The sequence below is a fragment of the Catonella sp. genome (assembly GCF_057250765.1).
The window spans coordinates 32079-49621 of the sequence record NZ_DBHIEC010000007.1; the positions used below are offsets into that span (position 1 = coordinate 32079).

Below are 17543 nucleotides of genomic sequence, written 5' to 3' on the forward strand. Positions count from 1 at the left end.
ATACCTCTCAATATTTATACTTCTTTTTAATAATTTTTATCCATAGCTGTGGAAAACACTTAAATATCAGTAAGGCAATATTAGTTTTGGTATCTGCTATGAATCCACACTTTCTTAAGTCAACTTTATACTTTCTTATATATTCACTAAAATTATCCTTTGATAAACTCATAAATGCATAGTATAGGAGCTTATCATGTATAACCACTGCCTCTGCATCTCTCGCAAGCTTTATTTCATTATTTCTCTTAAAAAACTCAACTCTTTCTTCTTTGAATTTCATTTCAAACTCTATAGTTTTTCTTTGAAATCCCTTTGATATGATACTCCCTTCTCTATTTATCCTGTAATTATACAGGCACTTATTTACATATGCTATTTTATTAGCCCTGTACATTGACTCTGCATTGTACATTATATCTTCATAAACTCTGCTCTTAAACCACAATTCAGAAATAATCTCTCTTTTATACAATTTATTCCAAACAGAAATGTTGAACCAATATTTACTATTTGCTGTCATTGTATAATGTAATATTTCTTTACCTGTAGTGATAAAGCAGTCATCATACTTTACTTTAGGTGTCTTACCATCCTTAAGGCACTCATTATATCCGCATATTGCAATGTCAGAATTAGTCCTTTCAGCAGCCTGTACTAATTCTTTGCAATAGTCTTCCTCTATCCAGTCGTCACTATCCACAAAACAGATATAATCACCTGAAGCTATCCTCAATCCCCTGTTTCTCGCTTCTCCAAGTCCTGCGTTCTCTTCATGAATTGCCTTGATTCTACTATCTCTAAGAGCGTATCTGTCACATATATCTCCACTCTTATCTGTTGAACCATCATCTACAAGGATAATCTCAATGTTAGGATAAGACTGATCTATAACTGAGTTCAAGCATCTCTCCACATATTGCTCAACATTATACACCGGAATAATAACACTTATTAACTCATTCATATTTTTCCCCTAAATATTTTAATTAGCAAACCTTAATACACTCAATCTTTAAGTTAAAATTGCATATATATAAAGTTAATTGAGTCGCCATATCCACCATTTTGCAAAATAAAACTTGCAAAAATAATAATTATTACTACCGCATAATTCAACCATCTTACTGCCATATTTCTCTTTCTTATTTTTTCTCCAAGTCTAACATCAAATGCAGAAATCACTAAGAAAATAACCATACACATTATCCCAATCAGTACCTTCAGTTTTTCATTACCTAACAAACTTGAGAAAAATGCATGATTGCTAATGTTGGTTGCAAAATTAGTGACCATTCTACCAAGGACTTTAACTGTTGTTGTAGTTGAATCAAGGTTTAAGAACATATTTCCTATACAGAATATAAGAAAAGTCCTTGTCCTCTGGAAATATTCGTAAGTTTTACTCTCAGTATTTATTTTAAGAATAGCAATTACCTTGGTAAATACAGGTGTAAGTATCTCTCCCAGTATGATGGTGCAAGCATAAAGCATACCATTACCTATCCAAAACTTCAAATCAGCACCATGCCAAAGTCCAACTATACTCCATAAAATCACAAGGGCTATATAAGTTGTTAGCTTTTTAAACCTTTTCTTGCCTATTTTTTCTATAAACTTTTTAGATATCTTTCTATTCATCCAAAGTAAAATAGGGTAAAATACATAGTCCTTCACCCAAGTACCAAGGGTTATATGCCATCTGCGCCAAAGTTCAGATACGTTTTTAGCTGTAAAAGGTTTATTAAAATTCTCGACTACTTCAATTCCAAAAAGCCCTGCAGCACCAATTGCTATGTCCATACAACCTGCAAAGTCACAATAAAGCTGCACAACAAAAAGCATTGCATTTATAGTAAGTAAAGCTCCTGATACATTTTCATAATCAGAATAAATTGCGGATACAAGAACAGCCAGGTTGTTAGCTACAACAATTTTCTTGAAAAATCCCCAGGTCATCCTATATAGAGATGCAACCACTCTTTCATAATCAAAGTTTTTTTCCTTTAAGAATTCACCAGATAACTGACTTTTCCTTGAAATTGGTCCTGTTACCATCTGAGGTATAAAGCATAAAAACAATATATGATTCCAAATATTCTTTTCTCTTTCACAATTTCCATTTCTTATGTCTATACAATATCCTAAAGCTTGAAATGTATAGAACGATAGTCCCATCGGCACCCAAAAATTTAGCCCTTTAGTTAATATTAGTCCATTATATTTAAGTACCAATAATATACCCAAATTTACTCCAATGCCTATAAACCATGCAAATACATGTGCCGATTTTGAATCCTTATATTTCTCATATAAATATCCGTAAATCCAAGTTGTAACAACTGTTGTGAGTAAATAAAGTGCACTCCATTCAGCATATCTAACATACCAGATTATACTAAACAATACTAATATCACATTCTTAGTATTTATGGATTTCACTTTATAATATATCGGTAATATTGCCAGCATAGCAATCCAAAAAAATGGATTTAAAAATATCATTTGACTATTCCTCCATTTTCATATATTCTCATAAATTTATGATTTTTCCCAGCTAAATTATTTTCAATGATTCTACATATTCCTTCGTTATAATGCCAAGCGTCTTCCCATTCATCTTTCATGTATGATAATTCCGATATATACTGCATATCATAAATAGTTGCATAAGATGAAAGCATCTTTTTTAATCTATCTGCTTGCTTTAATATTTCAAAATTCTTGGGCACCTCATCATATAATCTACCATTTATAGGAGGCGAAAAGAATATTAGTTTAATATTATTTTTCTTGCAATACTTTGCAATTTCTATTAATCTATCTACATCTTTACTGTTCATCTTATATACATCAGTAGCTTCTCTATCTGCCTCGATAGTTTCGTTATAGAAATTTTGTTGTTCTTTTTCATTTTTAATTCCTTTTTCACTAGTTATCTTCTTTTTCACATAATTTATAGTTGATTCCAAAGCCATCCTATTATTATAATAATCAAAAATATAACTTTTATACAATTCCCATCTGCTTAGATCTACGATTCTACTCAGCCTGTCCATATTGTAGTATGTATTTAGAGCTTTACTATCTAACTCAAAAATAACTTTGTCAAGTTTTACTCTCTTAGCAGTATAATAAAACTCCAATATACTTTCTTCCGGAGGACAGCCTCCATAAGAAAGATTTAGCCATTTTGTGTCTTTATTTCCTTCAATTCGAGCCAAATTGCTGACATCAATCCTATCTATCTTTGAATCTCCAAAAATAACACTATATGTTTTGTCATCAGATAAGCAGTTTATATACTTTATTGTTGGGTAAGGATTATATTTTGTAGCTCTATACCCGGTTTCATCCATTATAAAAGTATTCTCTATCTCGTTAAAATACTTTACCCTAACACCAAAAAAATCATACAAATCAAATCGTATAAAAATAGTATAGTATATTATAAAAAATAAACAGATAACACTTAGTCTCTTATATAACTTGTTCACTTATTCCTCCTAATAATCACAAATCCTATCGCTATAGTAATACAAAGAAGCATCATCATTGCAGTAATCTTCCTTTATTATAAATGCGTATATATTCATAACTTTTATCTACTAAATTTCTTTCAACTATCCTACAAATATTGTTAGTATAATGAACCACCTCATTCCAATCATCCTCCATATATGAAGTCTTTGTGATAAACTGCATATCATATACCGGTGCATAATATGATAATTCAACTTTTACTTTATTTACCTGATTCAAAATGTCATATTTTGAAATCACTTTTTTATAAAGCTGGCCGTTAATCGGAGGAGAGAAAAATATGAGTTCAATTCCATTTTTATCACAAAACTTGGCTACTTCAATCAGCTTAGCAATAAGTCTCCTATCAATAGCAAATTTATCTGCCCAGTTAGAATAATCTTCAATCAATATCTTATTTATGTCTTTCTTTTCTAAGGCTGTCTCTTCTGCTAAATAATTTGTATTTTTTAATAATGTTCTGCCTGTATAATCGACCATTGTTTCCATGGCCATGCGATTATTAAAGTAGTCAAAAATGTAGCATTTATATAGTTCCCATTTACTTAACTTCTCTAACCTTGTAAGTCTGTCTAAGTCTAATTCAGGACACAATGCCTTAAAATCCAGTTCAAACACAACTTTATCCAGCTTTACTTTTTGTACGGTGTAATAAAATTCTAAGACACTTTCTGTTAACGAGCAGCTGCCAAATGCCAAATTTAACCAGGTAGTTTTATTTTTATTTACATCCATATTCGCCATATACTGTGGATTTATAAAAGATGCTCTTGAGTCACCTAAAATAATGCTATATGATTGGTCATCTTTAAGTTCTTCAATGTACTTAATCGTGGGAAATATTGTAGTTTTTGTAATCATATTACCCTTATCGTCAACTACAAAATTATCTTTTATCTCATCAAAGCACTTCAATCTTACTCCAAAAAAATCATATTTATCAAATCTGATAAATATCATATAATAAGCGAGGAAAAATAAACTTAAAATTCCCAGCCTTTTAAATAACTTAATCATACATATCCTCGCTAATTACGTTTATCAATTTCATATAAATAAACATCATACAATTCTTTTAGTACATTATTAATATCATATTCCTCAATACTTTTATTTACTGACTCATCGTGCTCTCCATCTAGTTTTAATATAGTATCACACCATTCTGACAAATCGGTGTCCAATGATAATAGTTTTATATTATTTGCCTTACAAATGCTAGCCGGCACTTTGTCTGAGACTACTGCCGGTATACCACTTGCTTCTGCTTCCAAAACTGCTATTCCAAAACCTTCATATAGTGATGGAAATACAAACACATCACTTGATTTAAGTATGTTAGCTACATCTGTACGATTGCCTAAAAATAAAACCTTTCCATCTAAACCTTCATCAGCAACCAGCTTTCTGATACTGTCTTCCAATACACCACCACCTACCAGAGCCAGACAGGCATTAGGTTTGTAAGAAAGAAATTTTTTAAATACTTTAATTAGAAATTCATGGTTTTTAGGCTTTGAAAAACTTCCCACATGGCATAAAACAAAGGAATCTCCAGATATCCCAAGTTCATCCCTTATACTAACTCCATTTTTAAATTTATCCACATCTATCCCATTGCTCACTACAACCGTATTAGTACAGCCATAATATCTATTAACCGCCGTCCTTAATTCTTCGTGCAAAGCAATTGGCGTAACCTTATACTTTTTGAAAAGAAATCTGTTTACAACTCTATCATAAATTCCCGCATCTGTAAGGACTTCGCTATGTATAGTATGAAATATTGGTTTTCCTAACGTGCCTGCCATCACAACATATTTAAGTGCGGACATATGTGTATGGATAACATCGGGATTAAAGCTCTCAATCTCCGCTTTCAGCTGTTTCACAAATGTAATATCCAAAGGCCCTTTTTTATTTAAGTAGGTAACAGGAAGCTTTTCAGCCTTTATTATCTTATCATAAATAGAGCCACCTGGTGAATAAAATGACACAGCCTTCATATCCATGCAGCTTCTATCAAAATTTCTCAGATAAGTAAGCACCAGGCCTTCTGCTCCTCCTACATTAAAGCTAGGAACAACCTGTAAAACTCTTATTTTCTTCATCAGCTTCTCTTCCCTATTATCTCCTTAACCATATTTAAGATCTTCGCTGAAATCCTGCTCATATCGTATTCACTTTTTGCTTTTTCATAAGCAGCTTCTCTCAGATTGTCATATCGATAAGCCTGAGTAATTACCTCTTTAAGATGCTTTTTTAGTTCTTCTACATTTTGTACATCAATCAAAATACCGCAATTATCACCTAGCATCTCAGGTATGTTTCCAACTCTGGTTCCAATAATTATCTTCTTAAGAGCCATGGCTTCCATTATAACATATGGGCATCCTTCTGTATAGCTTGGCAGGACAAATACTGATGCCCTGTTAAGCAGTTCCATAGCCTCTTTGTGAGATTTTTCTCCAGTAAACTCAATGTTTTCAAAACTATACTTTTCTCTTAACTCATCTATATATTCTTGCTTGTAAGGTCCAACAATTTGCAATCTCCAGCCCTTAGTCACAATTTGAATACTTTCCCAAGAGGATACAAGTTCCTCTATACCTTTTTGCTTAATTACCCAACCCAGATACATAACCGACTTCTCAGTTGATTCACTGGGAATAGGCAACGACTTTAAATCAATCGGATTTGGAATATATTCTATCTTATCACCAAAGCAAGCACTTAATTCATCTCTGGTTTTTTTGTCAATAGCAATAGTTCTAGCTGATAATGTAATTACTTCTTTAATTAGTCTCCATTCAATTGTATTTTCCCTTATGATTTCGGGGATCCTGCCAAAATGTATGTGATAAATAAAGGGTATATTTTTCTTTCTAAGCAGGTTTGCCACCATAAGATCCCTAATAGCCGCTAATGAACCACTTGTCGCTATATGGACACAGTCCATTTTATCAGTTTTTATTTTATCCCTTATTTCAGAGACTATCCCAAACATAGCAAATCCACTTACAAATACTCTTTTAAGGATTCCTCTTCCTTCCGTCACCCTTCCCTTAGGCGCAGTATTGACAAGAGAAATGTCTGCCAAATTATTCTTTGATAAATACTCTGTAAATACTCTTGTCCAATTCGCAATCCCACCATATGGAGGCGGTAATGGGGCAACGAAGCAGATCTTTATTTGCTTATGTTCATTTTCTATATTATTTAGATTTGTCATATTGACCATTCTCCCAGATTTTCATATATTTATGGCTAATCCCCGCAAGATTGTCCTCAACCTGCCTCATTATGCCTCCCGTAAAATGTGATGAGTCTAGCCAATCCGATTCCATATATGATAATTCTGACTTATCTTGCATATCGTATACTACTGAATCTTTCGATAATTCGCTCTTAATCTCGTGTAATTCTTCCACCAAATCTTTCTTTTCTTCGACAAGGTCACTTATTTTGTGATATAACGGTGGCGAAAAAAATATCAATTTGATATCATTCTCTTTACAGTATTTAGATATTTCTTTTAAATTCTCTACCGCTTCCTCATTTATTGTATAGGTTTTTAACACCTTAATCTTATCCTCTATTCCTTTTTTTACTAATTCAGCCTTACTCGTATTCTCCTCATTAGTTATCCCCCTAATTTTTTTATACGCTTCTTCCAACATAGTTTTATTGTTGTAGTAATCAAAATAATAGGCCTTAATCATATCAAGATAAGACATGTCAAAATATTTACTAATTCTATCCATTCGCCAGTTGTTATTGAGTGCATGAAAATCCAATTCAAAAATTACTTTTTTTAGCTTTAACCTTTTCACTGTATACCAAAATTCAAGTATACTCTCTTCAAGGGCTGCACCACCGTACGAAATATTGAGATATTTTTCTCCTGAAATTGAAGATAGCCTTATCACATCTAAAAATGCAAACTTTGAATCCCCAAGAATTATACTATACTCATTGTTTTTATCAATATCATTTATATACTTCATCAATGGATAAGGACTATTAAGAAACATCTTATCACCATTATACGAAACAACTTTTGTATCAGTGATATTATGCAGATAATCAGCTCTTATTCTTGAAAAATCATTTGTGTCAAAAGCTATAAACACTAAAAAATACGAAACAAAAAACAATAATATTCCAGTAAATTTCAGGTATAGTTTACGCATTTTTAATCTCCTAACACATTGTTTAATAGTATTTATGTTTAAACTCTATCCTCTCATCACCTCATCCAAGGTTTATGCTCTTTTTATAATATATGGCATAGTTTTATTAAACCTAGAAGACATAATCCCCAGCAACAAACTTACAACTATTCCAATCCCCATAACCACATAGTTTATCTCTACACCAAGCGCAATTATAGCATTTACTACAACCATGTGATACAAGTATGTTCCATAGGTTATATCAATCTTGGCTCGAAACTTTATCTTAAATAAATATCCAAATATAATAGTCATAGCTGCAAGGGCGATCCCGCTTAGCAGTGGAAGGTATGAACCAGATATCAACCCATCCCCCACAAAGTACATCGCTACAAAGAATAAGCCGGCTATTGCAATCAATCTACTATCGCAATTAAAAATCTTCTCTCTAAATCTGTAAAAGAAACAGCCAATCATAAACATATATAAGTATGGGATTATGCTGCAGTTCAGTAACTTTATGGCAATCATTTCACCATCGCCAGCCACAGCAGTCAGATAATTCAGACCGGCAAAGCAGGCAATAAGAATGCTCCAAGTAATAATTCCTTTATTTTTAAGCCATTTCCATATAAGTAATATTATAACATAAAACTCCAGTTCTACAAGTATAGTCCATAGGCTTCCATTAGGCGCACCTACACCATATCCTCTCAGCCACTCACCGGTGTAGAAGTTTAGACAACCAAACTGAGTAATAACATATATCAATCCTTCCTTTAGGTTAGGCTTCGGACTATATAGCACGAAAATCACAACAGTATTTATAAGCACACAGAGCCAGTATTCTGGAAATATTCTAAAAAATCTCTTTTTAAGAAACTTTGGCTTGTCTATGTCTCCATTCATACTATCTCTATCAAGTGAAGCAGCAGTTAGATAGCCACTTAAAGCAAAGAGGATTACAACTCCCTGAAATTTAATTAAAGCTTGTAATACTGCAGGAAGCTGAAGCTTAAAATGCTCTGCCATGTGATTTATCATTACTTGCAGCATAGCATAATATCTTATTATGTCAAAAATGTTATTCTCAAATGAAAATTTAGTTACAGGCTTATTCACCCTATTTCCTCCACACTATCTTATTCACAACCCCTGTATACCCCTGGATTATCCTTACCACCTTATCGCTTACATTCTCATCCATATAGTCCGGTGTAGGGAGACCGTAGTCTCCGTTTAGCTTCAGGTTTACTGCTGTGTCTGCTGCCTGCAAGAGGTTCATCCTAAGCAACTTCCAAGAACTTATATAGTTCTTCCGCACCATATTCTATTTCTTTTTCGCAGCATGCAATAAGGAATTCGTTCTGTTCCAAATACATACCGGAATCTGTATCCATTAACAGGTCAAACATTTCCATTTGCATAAATTTAGCATAAGCTTCATCCGCACTGAGCCCTAATTTAGTCATGATAAATTTAGTTATATTTACCACGCATAGGCCTTTAATTGTTTCAATTTTATTCTCAGACATTAAATCATCTCCAATCTATTTCTTTCATAGATTTTATCAATCTATCAGCCACTTCTTGCTTGCCAATAAAATACTGAACTCCTAAGTTTTCCGGTTCTAAATTATTTAACAGTATGTTTTTGGCTTCATGTGTCCCAACTTTTCCATAAAGTCCATCCCAATATGCTCTTAAGCAAATCATTGTATCATCATCCGCAGTTGGTCCTATTACCAAATCATAGTCATGTGGTGTACCACCATGTTCTCTACAACGAAGAATAAAATCCAACCATTCTAGATTAGGTGTATAAAATTGTTTAACATTAAGACTCTCTAAATACTCCTTATCCAACTCAATTTCATACAAATACTCTTTAACATCAGTAGTACTCTTATTCCTGTTACGACGTAGTATTTCTTTGTATTTCTTATGCATCATGCCTATAGCCTGTTTTTTAGATATCGCTATATAGAAGCCTTTCCCAAAATCTTTCCGTCCTCTTCCCTTCGTCACGTCAACTTGCTTTATTGCAGAGACAGTTCCATGATAAAGGATGCATTCACATTCAGCTTGCAACATAGTTATCAATCTCCTCCACCATTTCTTCTTCTGTAAGGCTATCGAAAATGTCTGGGCATTCCGCAATATAATTCAGTATTTCAAACTTCCTGTCCAACTGTTCAAAATCTCCCTTTGTTATCTTATGAGCCTTCATATAATTTGTTGACACAAGATACATTAGAAATATGCTGTTATTCAATCTTCTCTCTGACATCCGCATACCTCCTTCATTCTAGTTCTATTCTACCTGTACTTTTTATCCCACAAACCGAGTTAATCATAAGAACCTTCATAGCTACTCCTTTTATAACAGCTGATTTTACGTATATCTCCATAACTTTAGACACAGCAAAAGTTTGATTGATTATATACTTTTGTTGTTATTTTTCTTTTCTCGCCAAATGTGGCTTACATTCATCAAGCACACTTAATATATTGCTCATATTGTGGCTAATGGATTTACCATTCAATCTACTCTGACTCACTCCATCAATCAGCTTATTTGCCTTAAATCTTGTTGCTTCACTATTCTTATGCCCATCTTCTACCTTTTTACCCAGGTAAACTCTCTCAATGTCCTTACAAAACCACACATATTCATAGTTGTTAGCTTTGCAAAATTTCTATAAAATCAATGGAATCCACATTAAACGGTGAGCCCTCAATCATACCATTTCTGTATAATTTTGAAGGCGAGTAGTTGCCATTGGTTGTCCAAGGATAAATCTTATGGTCTATAGACAAAAAGTCTATTGACTTTTTATTTCTCTTTAGTACATCCATCGGTCCGACATTATGTGTCGTAAAACAAAGCTGTCCTTCGCCATACTCCATAAGATATTCCAGTAAGGCACATAAGTACACATCATGCAGGTTTGAGTCAAATTCATCTATAAATACAATCCCACCTTGTACCATATTCTGCAAAAAGTCAAATAGTCTTATCAGTTTCTTTACTCCGGTACTCTCAAATTCCGTATGGACTACATAATCTCCATAAACCATATTCAAATTGCAGACATAATTGTCTCCATCTTCTTTTCTGTCAATTGTTATATCCGTCAAATCAGATTTGAAGATTTTTATAAACTCTTTTAGTCTTTTTACTTTCTTTTCATAGCGTGTATATATTGACTTTGCAATCAAATCAGTACCGCCCGATATTACATCAATCGAAGAACGATTCAACCTTAAAGCTCCTTTACGCAAAGAATCAATATATGTATCATCTTTATCTGATTCCATAGTATACATTAGCATATTTTTAAGAAGGTAATCTATGTGGTTGTCAGACTGATCCATATATATGTTTATGCTTAATCCAAAATTCATGAGTTTCCACAAGCCATCAATAGCCATATGGTTATATATTTCCCTTATATAAAGTGCCTCTTTTATAAATAATTTATCTAAGAACATAGATGACATAGTAGCCATTGATAGCAGATTCAAAGTATTCTGAATAAAAGTATTCTTTAACTCTTCATCATTTTTTATATCAATGTAAGTAATTATTCCATTTTTAACTTCTATTAGACTATTAAAGTCATCCTTTTTAGAAGTCGCAAGTCTATATGATAGTTTTTCTGAACTAATGGCATACTTATCAGTAACGGTCTTTTTAAGTAATATCTCATACCTATAAAGATAGGTCTTTTCTTTATATTCAGCCAGAAAATCTGCACCTATAAAAAGCTCCTTCGATTTCTTATTGATAATCGCATCCAAGTTCTTCTGAACCATAGGGTTATTAAGATAGCCATCATCAAGCAGAAGATTTCTGAGTATATCTACGGAAGCTACTATGCCTGACTTGCCTGAACCATTGATTCCATATATGCCTTTAATATTATATTCTTTAGTATCTAAAGGCATTGTTATGGTCTTTTTGTAAAAGGAAAGCGATACCTCTTCTTCTAACGTCTTAATCCCTTTTACTCTATAATTAACTAAATATATATGCTTCATAACTTACTCCTCCTATAAGGAGATTATAACATGTTTTGAGAGCAAATTAAATACATTTTGTATTTTTATTTCCTCCACACCATCTTATTCACAACCCCGGTATACCCCTGGATTATCCTTACCACCTTATTGCTTACATTCTCATCCATATAGTCAGGTGTAGGAAGGCCGTAGTCTCCATTTAGCTTCAGGTTTACAGCTGTGTCTGCTGCCTGCAAGAGGCTCTTTTCATCTATACCTGCAAGGATGAAGTCTCCTTTGTCAAGGGCTTCAGGTCTTTCGGTAGAGGTTCTTATGCAGACTGCCGGGAATGGACTGCCCTCGCTTATGTAGAAAGAGCTCTCTTCAGGGAGGGTGCCACTGTCCGATACTACCAAAAATGCAGACATCTGAAGCTTATTGTAGTCGTGAAAGCCTAAAGGCTCCTGTCTTATAACTCTGCTGTCAAGCTTAAAGCCTGATTCTTCAAGGCGTTTCCTGCTCCTTGGGTGGCAGGAGTAAAGCACCGGCATATCGTATTTTTCTGCCAGCTTATTTACCGCTGTAAAAAGGGAGGTAAAATTCTCCTCAGTGTCGATGTTTTCCTCTCTGTGAGCAGATAAAAGGATGTATTTGCCCTCTTTTAGACTTAGCCTTGTAAGTACATCACTTGCCTTAATTTCGGCAAGATTGGCTCTTAGCACCTCAGCCATAGGGGAGCCCGTCACATAGGTTCTCTCCTTTGGAAGACCGCATTCCGCAAGATACCTTCTCGCATGCTCAGAGTAAGCCATATTCACATCTGATATTATATCCACTATCCTGCGGTTTGTCTCCTCAGGCAGACATTCATCCTTACATCTGTTGCCCGCTTCCATATGAAATATAGGTATGTGAAGCCTCTTTGCTGATATAGCAGAGAGACAGCTGTTGGTATCACCGAGTATAAGAAGGGCATCAGGCTTAAGGCTTACCATCAGCTTGTATGAAGCAGCAATGATATTGCCAACTGTCTCGCCAAGGTCAGCTCCTACCGCATCCATATATACTTCAGCATCTTTAAGCTTTAAGTCCCTAAAAAAGATACCATTTAAGTTATAATCATAGTTCTGGCCTGTATGGGCTAAGATACAGTCAAAATACAGCCTGCACTTCTTTATAACCTCTGAAAGCCTTATTATCTCAGGTCTTGTGCCAACTATTATAAGTAACTTCAATTTACCGTTATTTACAAAACTCACATCCGTGTAATCTGTCTTCATCTTCATACCTCATTATTTCAAACACTTATTTTTATCAATACTCATAGCTTTTATACTATCAATTCTTCGTTTTCCACTTACTAATTAGCTTTAGTTCGCTGATTTTTTCATTAACCCATCATTTGTTATTACTTAATCAATCTTAATTATCCACTTCCACCTTCTCAAAAAAGGTGTCAGGTCTATTCTTATCAAAGCTTTCATTTGCCCACATAAGCGTAATCAAATCCTCTGTATCTGAGAGATTGATGATGTTATGTGTATAGCCCGGCAGCATATGTACTGCCTCAATCTTCTCGCCGCTTACATAAAACTCCAAAACCTCATCCGTTCCTATCTTTCTCTCCTGTATAAGAGCCCTTCCGCTAACCACAATGAAGAATTCCCACTTAGTATTGTGCCAGTGTTCTCCCTTTGTGATACCGGGCTTGCTTATATTTACCGAGAACTGCCCGCAGGAGGTGGTTTTAAGAAGTTCTGTGAAGCTCCCTCTGTTGTCCACATTCATCTTAAGCGGAAAGCTTACCTTTTCTTTTGGTAAATATGATAAATATGTGGAATAGAGCTTCTTAGCAAAGCTTCCAGCCGGTATCTCAGGTATAATAAGGCTCTCAGGCTGATTCTTAAATTTCTCTAGAGTTTCAGCTATTTCCCCAAGAGTCACCTTATGAGTAACAGGAATGTAGGCATATCTGCCATCTTCCTCTCCTTTGGCCTCTACTCCCTCATATTCACAGTATTGTGCTTTACCTTCAAGTGCATCCAAAAGGCCTTCTACAAGGTCATCTATGTACAAGAGCTCGAGCACAGTATTTCTGTCATTTATCGTAAGCGGCAGGTCGTTGGCTGTATTATAACAAAATGTTGCAACAGCTGAGTTATAATTGGGTCTGCACCACTTACCAAAGAGGTTAGGAAACCTATATACCAGCACCTTCGCTCCTGTCTCCTTACTGTAATCAAAGAAAAGCTCCTCACCTGCAAGCTTAGACTTTCCGTATTCTGAAGTCTGAAATCTCCCTGCAAGCGTTGCCTGCACTGAAGAAGATAGCATTACAGGGCAGGTATTCTTACATTTTTTAAGTGTTTCTAAAAGTTCTGAAGCAAAGCCGAAATTTCCCTTCATAAACTCCCCATCATCCTTAGGGCGGTTCACTCCTGCCAGATTAAATACAAAGTCAGCCCTCTCACAATAGTAAAAGAGCTGTTCTGTATCTGATTCTACATCATATTCATATATTTCATCTATCTTAAGTTCAGGTCTTGTGGTATTTTTCCCATCTCTTACACATTTGAGATTCTCCACAAGATTCTTTCCTACAAATCCTTTTGCACCGGTAACAAGTATATTCATATCGTTATCCAATCCTGTTCTTGCCTCATTCAGACATTTTTCTCTCTTCCAATGCTATTTTCATAATCCAAACATCAAAAGCATCTGACATCCTTTGACACTTGGCTGCTACAGCTTGGTTACTCTAAGCCTTACAATATATTACGCTTAACACATTTCCCTAAAAACCGTGTTTACTTTTCAAGCTCTTCCCTAATATAGCTAAGCTCCATAAGCTTCGTCTTTACTTCCTCCACATCAAGAAGCTCAGTATTGTTTGAGTTAAACTCTGTTAGCTTAGCTCTTTCAATATTTCCCTGTGTGAAATATTTGTCATAGTTTAGGTTTCTGCTGTCACAAGGTACTCTGTAGAACTTGCCAAGGTCGATAGCTCTTTCGCACTCCTCATTGGTAAGCAGGGTTTCATACATCTTTTCACCATGTCTTATACCTATCTGTCTGATAGCGCCCTTATCCCCGCCAAACAAGTCGCAAACTGCCTCAGCCTGAACCTTTATAGTGCAGGCAGGCGCCTTCTGTACCAGGATATCTCCTGTTTCCCCATGTTCAAATGCAAAGAGAACGAGATCGACCGCTTCTTCAAGCGACATTATAAATCTTGTCATAGTAGGCTCTGTGACTGTAATAGGGTTTCCTGCCCTTATCTGGTCTATCCAAAGCGGAATAACTGAGCCACGAGAGCACATAACATTGCCGTATCTCGTACAGCATATCTTGGTCTTTGACTGGTCTACGGTACGTGACTTCGCTACTATTACCTTTTCCATCATAGCCTTACTGGTTCCCATGGCGTTTACTGGATAGGCAGCCTTGTCTGTGGAAAGGCAGATTATGCTCTTTACTCCTGCTTCTATGGCCGCATTTAACACATTTTCAGTACCAAGCACGTTGGTCTTTACCGCCTCTATAGGGAAAAACTCACAGGAAGGTACCTGCTTAAGTGCTGCGGCGTGGAAGATGTAGTCAACTCCGTTCATAGCATTTTTAACGGAGTTTATATCCCTCACATCTCCTATGTAGAACTTAATCTTCTCAGCCACCTCAGGCATCTTCGCCTGATACTCGTGCCTCATATCATCCTGTTTCTTCTCATCCCTTGAAAATATCCTTATTTCACCGATATCTGTAGAAAGAAACCTGTCCATAACTGCATGTCCGAACGAACCGGTTCCACCTGTAATAAGCAGGGTTTTTCCTGTAAATATACCCATGATAATTGCCTTTCTGTAAGCTAATATATTTAAAATTATTGCTTGATACGCTGTAAGTGTCAAAAGACAATGTATTCTCCTAAAAGTAACCCAACAGAGTATTATCCCTTTGACACCTGTATCATAATATGCTATAGTTATGGAGAAGAGAGTATCCACGTATATGGTACTCCCTAAGCTTGGTAAATCTTTTAACAGACTACTTCGCTTGTTTGCGGCAAGCAGGTAATCTACTTTCTCTTATCGAGAAAAGTAAAAATGGCGATAAGAAAACCGCCGAAGGATATTAGCAGACCTAATATCCCTATGAAGATCATGATGATTTCATAAGCAGTCATCAGCACCACCTCCCTTCGTATGATTCCGATTGCTCGGTTTGTACTTAGGGAGTTTCCTTTTTGTCGCAGATACTCTCCACAAAAATATTTTAACATAGTGGGCTGACATTTTCAATCAAATTAACTCTTTATATATTGCAGAATCTTGATTTCATGCACTTTCCCTATTGAAGTTAGAAAAAAAATGTGTAATAATTAAACTTAGTGTATACAAAATACAGCAACTGCTTTTGATAATGAACTTTTAGTTTAATATGATATAAGTTTCAAATACTTTTGACACCTGCTTAGTTTAACAGAAATTTATGAGGTACAAATATGGGGCTCACACATATATATGTCGCAAGTGCAGTAGGTATAGCGTTGGTTATATCCATCATGTCCTGCAATCAGTCTATACTAAAGAGTGATAAGGTTGATTACAACATGCTTAGATACATGCTTATGATAGTTGGTGTTTCCTGCTTTTTTGATATCGTAGTTTTCACTGCTGATGGACAACCCGGTGCACTTTGCAGGTTAGCAAATATGATTGGTAATACTGTTACTTATATGGCCACCATATCACTTTGTCTGCTTTGGGATATCTTTGTAATCTTCCACCTATACGGCAACACCTCTAAGACAAGGAAATGGTCGACAGTTATCTCCATACCTGCCATTATCCTTTTCCTTAGCGCCCTTATCAATATGATTTATCCTATAGTATTTACTATAGACGAAAATAATATATACAAGAGAACTTCTATATCCTATGCATATGTACTGGTATCATTTTGTTACATCCTTTACAGTGCATACATACACACTACTTTTAAGAATAAAAAGCATGTAAGATTCTTTCCGATTTTGGTATTTTTGTTTCCTGTACTTATAGGCTTTATTGCACAGATTCTTTTCTATGGTCTTGCTACGGGCTGGGTGGGAGCAGCTATAGGACTCTCCAGTGCATTCATGAGCATACAAAAGGAAAGCGCCTTTATCGACAGTCTTACAGGGCTGTTAAACAGAGCCTATCTCTTTAGCAGCAGGCTTTATGAATCAATGCACGGCGGTATGATGCTGGATATCAACCGTTTTAAGTCAATAAATGACAACTTTGGCCACGACACAGGAGATATTGCCCTAAAAGAAGTTGCAAATATCCTTTCTGAGGCTACAAGCGAGCAGGGAGTTGCTATCAGATACGCAGGAGACGAATTTCTTATCTTTGTGGAAAAGGCTGAAAATGAGATTTTATTGCAGATAAAAGACAAGATCAGCAAAGAGCTTAGTAAGCTTAATTCACAGCCGGGCAGAAAGTATCAGCTGTCTCTTTCTTTTGGTTTGGGATTGTATGATCCTGCTTCTGAGAGCTTTGATGAATTTGTAAAGAGGCTTGATACGAATATGTATTACGATAAAGAGCAGTACTACCGAAGCCATGAGAGGCTTAGCAGAAGAAAGTCAGAGAGAACCGGAACCAACGTATTTATATAACTTGAATTTTATCTATATGTATGCTACAATTACGGAGAAGAGAGTATCCATTGCAAAATGAATGCTCCCTAAGATTTTGTAGAATCAAAAATGATACTACTTATCTCGTACGTGCAACGAGGTACAAACTCTTACTTTCTCTTGCCAAGATAAGTAAG

Annotated in this window: 17 protein-coding genes and 1 pseudogene; 1 reads left to right on the forward strand and 17 read right to left on the reverse strand. The window is 35.2% G+C overall.

Annotated features, from left to right (window positions below; genetic code table 11):
- Positions 1–7: 7 nt before the first annotated feature.
- From ACO6HM_RS05070 to ACO6HM_RS05150, 17 genes and pseudogenes are all read right to left on the reverse strand, one after another.
- Positions 8–967: a glycosyltransferase family 2 protein gene (locus tag ACO6HM_RS05070; protein WP_485390061.1), complete on the reverse strand. Its 960-nt coding sequence runs from the start codon at positions 965–967 to the stop codon at positions 8–10.
- 53 nt (positions 968–1020) lie between these two features.
- Positions 1021–2505 carry an MBOAT family O-acyltransferase gene (locus ACO6HM_RS05075; RefSeq protein ID WP_485390062.1) on the reverse strand — a complete coding sequence of 495 codons (1485 nt, stop codon included), beginning with the start codon at positions 2503–2505 and terminating at the stop codon, positions 1021–1023.
- The gene (locus ACO6HM_RS05080) at positions 2502–3497 is read right to left on the reverse strand and encodes a hypothetical protein (RefSeq protein WP_485390063.1); all 996 of its coding nucleotides are present in this window, start codon (positions 3495–3497) and stop codon (positions 2502–2504) included. The genes ACO6HM_RS05075 and ACO6HM_RS05080 overlap by 4 nt, the downstream gene beginning before the upstream one ends.
- A 55-nt stretch (positions 3498–3552) precedes the next feature.
- Complete coding sequence (locus ACO6HM_RS05085; RefSeq protein ID WP_485390064.1) at positions 3553–4560, reverse strand: hypothetical protein; 1008 nt, start codon at positions 4558–4560, stop codon at positions 3553–3555.
- Between the two features lie 11 nt (positions 4561–4571).
- Entirely contained in the window at positions 4572–5654 is a 1083-nt protein-coding gene (locus tag ACO6HM_RS05090) for a glycosyltransferase (protein ID WP_485390065.1), read from the reverse strand.
- Entirely contained in the window at positions 5654–6775 is a 1122-nt protein-coding gene (locus tag ACO6HM_RS05095) for a glycosyltransferase family 4 protein (protein WP_485390066.1), read from the reverse strand. The genes ACO6HM_RS05090 and ACO6HM_RS05095 overlap by 1 nt, the downstream gene beginning before the upstream one ends.
- Positions 6759–7736 carry a hypothetical protein gene (locus ACO6HM_RS05100; RefSeq protein WP_485390067.1) on the reverse strand — a complete coding sequence of 326 codons (978 nt, stop codon included), beginning with the start codon at positions 7734–7736 and terminating at the stop codon, positions 6759–6761. The genes ACO6HM_RS05095 and ACO6HM_RS05100 overlap by 17 nt, the downstream gene beginning before the upstream one ends.
- 72 nt (positions 7737–7808) lie before the next feature.
- Complete coding sequence (locus ACO6HM_RS05105; RefSeq protein WP_485390068.1) at positions 7809–8840, reverse strand: acyltransferase family protein; 1032 nt, start codon at positions 8838–8840, stop codon at positions 7809–7811.
- Between the two features lies 1 nt (position 8841).
- Positions 8842–9000 (reverse strand): annotated as a pseudogene (locus tag ACO6HM_RS05110) (UDP-N-acetylglucosamine 2-epimerase (non-hydrolyzing)); the annotation flags it as partial.
- Between the two features lie 4 nt (positions 9001–9004).
- On the reverse strand, positions 9005–9253 hold the full coding sequence (locus ACO6HM_RS05115) for a hypothetical protein (protein WP_485390069.1): 249 nt from the start codon (positions 9251–9253) through the stop codon (positions 9005–9007).
- A gap of 4 nt (positions 9254–9257) precedes the next feature.
- Entirely contained in the window at positions 9258–9812 is a 555-nt protein-coding gene (locus ACO6HM_RS05120) for a DUF3990 domain-containing protein (protein WP_485390070.1), read from the reverse strand.
- Positions 9799–10008, reverse strand: a complete 210-nt coding sequence (locus ACO6HM_RS05125) for a DUF3791 domain-containing protein (RefSeq protein ID WP_485390071.1) — start codon at positions 10006–10008, stop codon at positions 9799–9801. The genes ACO6HM_RS05120 and ACO6HM_RS05125 overlap by 14 nt, the downstream gene beginning before the upstream one ends.
- Positions 10009–10174: 166 nt before the next feature.
- Positions 10175–10387: a hypothetical protein gene (locus tag ACO6HM_RS05130; protein WP_485390072.1), complete on the reverse strand. Its 213-nt coding sequence runs from the start codon at positions 10385–10387 to the stop codon at positions 10175–10177.
- Positions 10388–10400: 13 nt separating this feature from the next.
- Positions 10401–11762, reverse strand: a complete 1362-nt coding sequence (locus ACO6HM_RS05135; RefSeq protein ID WP_485390073.1) for an ATP-binding protein — start codon at positions 11760–11762, stop codon at positions 10401–10403.
- Between the two features lie 65 nt (positions 11763–11827).
- Positions 11828–13009: a UDP-N-acetyl glucosamine 2-epimerase gene (locus ACO6HM_RS05140; RefSeq protein WP_485390074.1), complete on the reverse strand. Its 1182-nt coding sequence runs from the start codon at positions 13007–13009 to the stop codon at positions 11828–11830.
- 136 nt (positions 13010–13145) lie between these two features.
- Positions 13146–14357: a polysaccharide biosynthesis C-terminal domain-containing protein gene (locus ACO6HM_RS05145; RefSeq protein WP_485390075.1), complete on the reverse strand. Its 1212-nt coding sequence runs from the start codon at positions 14355–14357 to the stop codon at positions 13146–13148.
- Positions 14358–14530: 173 nt separating this feature from the next.
- Positions 14531–15568, reverse strand: coding sequence for a polysaccharide biosynthesis protein (locus ACO6HM_RS05150; RefSeq protein WP_485390139.1), 1038 nt, complete (start codon positions 15566–15568; stop codon positions 14531–14533).
- Positions 15569–16224: 656 nt separating this feature from the next.
- Here ACO6HM_RS05150 and ACO6HM_RS05155 point away from each other — a divergent pair.
- The gene (locus ACO6HM_RS05155; RefSeq protein WP_485390076.1) at positions 16225–17385 is read left to right on the forward strand and encodes a GGDEF domain-containing protein; all 1161 of its coding nucleotides are present in this window, start codon (positions 16225–16227) and stop codon (positions 17383–17385) included.
- Positions 17386–17543 lie beyond the last annotated feature (158 nt).

Coding starts and splice junctions, on each gene's coding strand:
- ACO6HM_RS05070 (WP_485390061.1), bottom strand. CDS start 967: ATGAATGAGTTAATAAGTGTTATTATTCCGGTGTATAATGTTGAGCAA.
- ACO6HM_RS05075 (WP_485390062.1), bottom strand. CDS start 2,505: ATGATATTTTTAAATCCATTTTTTTGGATTGCTATGCTGGCAATATTA.
- ACO6HM_RS05085 (WP_485390064.1), bottom strand. CDS start 4,560: ATGATTAAGTTATTTAAAAGGCTGGGAATTTTAAGTTTATTTTTCCTC.
- ACO6HM_RS05090 (WP_485390065.1), bottom strand. CDS start 5,654: ATGAAGAAAATAAGAGTTTTACAGGTTGTTCCTAGCTTTAATGTAGGA.
- ACO6HM_RS05095 (WP_485390066.1), bottom strand. CDS start 6,775: ATGACAAATCTAAATAATATAGAAAATGAACATAAGCAAATAAAGATC.
- ACO6HM_RS05100 (WP_485390067.1), bottom strand. CDS start 7,736: ATGCGTAAACTATACCTGAAATTTACTGGAATATTATTGTTTTTTGTT.
- ACO6HM_RS05115 (WP_485390069.1), bottom strand. CDS start 9,253: ATGTCTGAGAATAAAATTGAAACAATTAAAGGCCTATGCGTGGTAAAT.
- ACO6HM_RS05120 (WP_485390070.1), bottom strand. CDS start 9,812: ATGTTGCAAGCTGAATGTGAATGCATCCTTTATCATGGAACTGTCTCT.
- ACO6HM_RS05125 (WP_485390071.1), bottom strand. CDS start 10,008: ATGTCAGAGAGAAGATTGAATAACAGCATATTTCTAATGTATCTTGTG.
- ACO6HM_RS05135 (WP_485390073.1), bottom strand. CDS start 11,762: ATGAAGCATATATATTTAGTTAATTATAGAGTAAAAGGGATTAAGACG.
- ACO6HM_RS05140 (WP_485390074.1), bottom strand. CDS start 13,009: ATGAAGATGAAGACAGATTACACGGATGTGAGTTTTGTAAATAACGGT.
- ACO6HM_RS05145 (WP_485390075.1), bottom strand. CDS start 14,357: ATGAATATACTTGTTACCGGTGCAAAAGGATTTGTAGGAAAGAATCTT.
- ACO6HM_RS05150 (WP_485390139.1), bottom strand. CDS start 15,568: ATGGGTATATTTACAGGAAAAACCCTGCTTATTACAGGTGGAACCGGT.
- ACO6HM_RS05155 (WP_485390076.1), top strand. CDS start 16,225: ATGGGGCTCACACATATATATGTCGCAAGTGCAGTAGGTATAGCGTTG.